Source organism: Pseudomonas sp. (assembly GCF_050739655.1).
Lineage (GTDB): Bacteria > Pseudomonadota > Gammaproteobacteria > Pseudomonadales > Pseudomonadaceae > Aquipseudomonas.
The window spans coordinates 1-3,974 of the sequence record NZ_JBOIBY010000294.1; the positions used below are offsets into that span (position 1 = coordinate 1).

Sequence of the window (3,974 nt, forward strand, 5' to 3'; positions counted from 1 at the left end):
CAACATTTCCATGCTGATCACCCTGTGTTCTCCTGCTCGGAAAGCGAGCAGAAGCAGTTGAACACCTGGGTCAGTTTTCAGTCGGCAGAACAGCCTTTACTGGGTCAGTTTTCGGTCAGCGGCAACACTAAAGGTCTTGTCAGCAAGTGCTGGGATCATATGTTGTAGTTCCCAACCTGCCGCTTTCAGGTCAGCATAGTGTTCAAGTGCAGCGTGTGTAGTTAGGTGAAGGAACAAGGTACTTCCTGTTGGATCAAGCGATCCCTCATAAGCTGGTGCTGCTGTTCTTGCAAATTCGATTGCATTTTGGATGTATTCCGCTTGCTCGGTTTTCAACACCTTGCGGATTTGGTCTTTTCTGTATGTCATTTTAAATCTCCTGTTAATTAATTAGTGGGTAGCCAGAAACTGACTTGCTTGATCTGCACCGAATAGCTCTTCGATCTTGGCAGCTAACCTGAACTTATTTTGTAGCTTCTGTTGGGCGGAAGCTCTTTGCTTGGTTTCTTTGGTTTGCTCTGGCACTTGGGGTTGTGTTTGTCCAACTACTGTTACGTTGATGTTGATAGATTCGATGTTGATGCTGATGCTGATGTTCATGCTTGCTCCTGAATTGGGTTAGGTGTATCGGTGTTTGTAGTGTTGGAAGCCTTGGCAGCTTCTTTAATATCTTTTCTGCGTAACTTCATGTAGCAGTTGTGGGAGCAGGTACGGCGTTTCGATTTGTTTTTTGTGATAACAGGTTTGTTGCAGCATGCACACAAAACGAGCAGGCTAGGGATTGGGGCTTGATCAGACACTGTGTAATCTCCTTGAGGATTAGGATGTGTTGGGTGGTGTTGGGTTGTATTTGATGAAATGAAGCGGAATAAAAGAAGCCAGCTTTTTACGGCTGGCTAAGTGTTCTTACTTAAAGAACTAAGGAATTAGGGCCGGTTGACCGCAACAACTACCGGCGGAGTTGTAACAAGGGTGGAGGCCCCCTGCGGAATAGCAGTAACGTCGCCAGTAACTGCAAGTACTGATCCAAGGGAATCTGACGCCCTTGCGACTTGAAATGGGGTGGGTACAACAGAGGATGTAACTGGGGGAATTTGGCCAGCTTTAGGCGCCCTGCTGGAAGGGCTGAACGTCGTACGAATACGCCTGCCTATATAGAAGAAAGAACACAACCCAAGGTAAGTCGGCTAAGAAAACTTTGGATTATATTTCCCTTCCTTCTACTATTATTATAGCAAATGATTCTCATTTGTCAAGAAAAATCTTAATATTTCCTTGATTTGTCAATATTTTTCTGGTAGGTGGTGTTCCGGTTGTGTAAGTGAACTAGTGAAATTATTGCTTGTAGGTACTCACGGTCTTGTTGCTCAGAAACATGCCCTTGGCGATTTCCTTGTTTGTGCGACCTTGGGCAAAAAGTTGCAAGACCATCAGTTCCCGGTCGTTTACGGATTTGAACAGTTCCAGTTCGATGCAGCGCGTTTCATCTCCGTGGACGGGATTCAAGGCCTCACTTGGGAAATAGTTGTAACCTGAAAATACCGCTTTTATAGAACTGACCAGTTCACTGATGTCCTCTTGTTTGCAGACATAGCCCGATGCACCGGATTGCATGCAACGAATGCCGAAGAGTGTCGGGCATTGTGCGGTCAGCACCAGTGTTTTAGGGGGATTGCTCATTGCGTTGAACCGGGACAGCACTTCCAGTCCATCCAGTTTTGGAATGCTGATGTCGAGAATGACCAGGTCCGGCATGCATTCGCGAACCATCTGCATGGCGTCGACCCCATTGTCAGTTTCGCCGACGACTTTGTAACCTTCATGTTCCAGCAACATTCGAACGGCAAGGCGGATAACCGGGTGATCGTCGACAAAAGTTTCAGAGTTCATAATCAAGTCCCATGCGAGCTCAAATAAAGCGCGCACCTTAGCTCAGATACTTGAAGGGACGCATGAACTCACCGAGCCGTAGCAGCAATATAGGAAAAATCCTACAGATTTAAAAGAAAGGGACTACGTATTAACTAGGTTTCTTGTTAGGAAGGGTGAGGAAGTTTGACGCTTGGAGGTGCTTTAAAAGGAAGTTGCTTGTAAGTTTTGCGCTGTGTGTTTGTCGGATTTTATAGATGTCTTTTTTCTATATTTGTGCCGAGGTCAACAGCTCTCTAAATTCAGATTGTTTCAATGGCTTTATCAAGTAACCCAGTAATGGCAGCCCGTGTTCAGTTGCCGCTTTTACAAGTTCATTCAATTCAGACGTCGTCAGGCTACTCAGAATGATCGCCTGCCTGATCAGTCCCAGCTGGCTGGCGAACCGGACCAGATCGAGTCCGGTCAGGTCGGGCAGGCATTGATCGCATAAAAGGATGTCGAACGGCTGGTTGGCCCCGAGCATTTGCCGTATGGCGCCTTTGGCGCAGTCGGCGGTAGTCAGTCGGGTGAAGCCATAACTTTCCAGCAGGCATCGAGTGGCTATAAGTTGGAAGGGGTGGTCCTCCACCACGAGGATGCGTAGATCGTCTTCGGCCATGGGGCGCACTTCATCTGTCGAACAGAAAGGAGGGCGATTGTTTCGCGAGCGTGTCGGACAGGCGATCAGTTTGCTCGCCATATGTTGTAGGGCGATTCGACGGAGCTTGAGTGCTGCTGGAGTTTGAAGGGGGGATCAGCTATTACGAATGCCGTAATGGCTGATCAATCGATACGCCTTAGTGGCTGGCGCGTCCGGTCATTTCCAGGGCCATGTCACTGGCATAGCTGTCGGTCATGCCGGCGATGAAATCGATCATGCGCAAAAACGAAGTGTGTAATGGGCCGTGAGGGTCGGGTGCATTGTTGCCCAGCAGGTCAAGGATGCGGCGGCTTTTGAACGATGGGGTCCGACCGTTGTGCTGCTCCAGTGCTGCTCCGCAAAAGGCGTTGAGCAGGATTTCCAGCGTGGTGTAGGCGCCGATCTCGTGCAGGGTCTTGCGCTTGTCCTGGAAGATTTTCTTGCGGGCCATGTCCTTGGCGTTCAGCACACAGCGTTTGGCCGGCCCGTGCATGTGCTCCACCAGGTCGCCGGGCAATGTACCGGCCAGCAGCGCGTCCTGTTGTTCGACGAAGGCGCGGGCCGCGGCATTGGTCAAGTGCTCGATGGCTTTGCCGCGCAGGATCGCCAGCTTGCGTCGGCGCGAATCGCCGGGACCGAGCTGACGGTAGGTCTCCGGCAAGTCATCGCCCACCAGGCCTAGCAACAGTGATTCGACTTCGGCGTATTCCAGCAACTCCATTTCCAGGCCGTCTTCCAGGTCGATCAGCGCATAGCAGATGTCGTCGGCGGCCTCCATCAGGTACACCAGCGGGTGCCGCGCCCAGCGTTGCTCCTCCAGTTGCGGCAGGCCGAGTTTATGGGCGATCTGCTCCAGTAGCGGCAGCTCGCTCTGATAACAGCCGAACTTGTGTTTCTTGTATCCCAGCGAGTCGGCGTGCCTGGCTGTCCATGGATACTTCAGGTACGTGCCCAGCGTTGCATAGGTCAGACGGGTGCCGCCGTCGAACTGGTGATACTCCAGTTGAGTGAGTACCCGAAAGCCCTGGGCATTGCCTTCGAAATTCAGGAAGTCATTGCGCTCGGCTTCACTCATTGCATCCAGCCAGCCACGGCCGGAGGCTTGCTGGAACCAGTGACGGATCTCGTCTTCACCGGAATGGCCGAAAGGCGGGTTGCCGATGTCGTGTGCCAGGCAAGCCGATTGCACCACCATCCCCAGGTCGCTGGGTTCGCACCAGTCGGGCAGGGCATTGCGGATGGTTTCGCCGACCCGCATGCCCAGTGAGCGACCCACGCAACTGACTTCCAGCGAGTGGGTCAGGCGCGTATGAATGTGATCATTGCTGGACACCGGATGGACCTGGGTCTTGCGCCCGAGGCGGCGGAAAGCCCCCGAGAAAATGATGCGGTCGTGGTCTTTGTGAAAAGGGCTGCGGCCGAG

4 protein-coding genes and 1 pseudogene are annotated in these 3,974 nt (G+C 51.9%); all 5 read right to left on the reverse strand.

Features of this window, described 5'->3' with window-relative positions; translation table 11 throughout:
* Positions 1–96: 96 nt before the first annotated feature.
* Entirely contained in the window at positions 97–369 is a 273-nt protein-coding gene (locus ACRESJ_RS14320; protein ID WP_431758470.1) for a hypothetical protein, read from the reverse strand.
* Positions 370–390: 21 nt separating this feature from the next.
* Positions 391–600, reverse strand: a complete 210-nt coding sequence (locus ACRESJ_RS14325) for a hypothetical protein (RefSeq protein WP_431758471.1) — start codon at positions 598–600, stop codon at positions 391–393.
* A gap of 738 nt (positions 601–1,338) precedes the next feature.
* Positions 1,339–1,890: pseudogene (locus tag ACRESJ_RS14330) on the reverse strand (response regulator); the annotation flags it as partial.
* A 247-nt stretch (positions 1,891–2,137) separates the two neighbouring features.
* Positions 2,138–2,530 (reverse strand): response regulator, encoded by a 393-nt coding sequence (locus ACRESJ_RS14335; protein WP_431758472.1) that lies wholly within the window; start codon positions 2,528–2,530, stop codon positions 2,138–2,140.
* A 178-nt stretch (positions 2,531–2,708) separates the two neighbouring features.
* The coding region (locus tag ACRESJ_RS14340; RefSeq protein WP_431758473.1) for a deoxyguanosinetriphosphate triphosphohydrolase at positions 2,709–3,974 on the reverse strand (1,266 nt) is incomplete at its 5' end.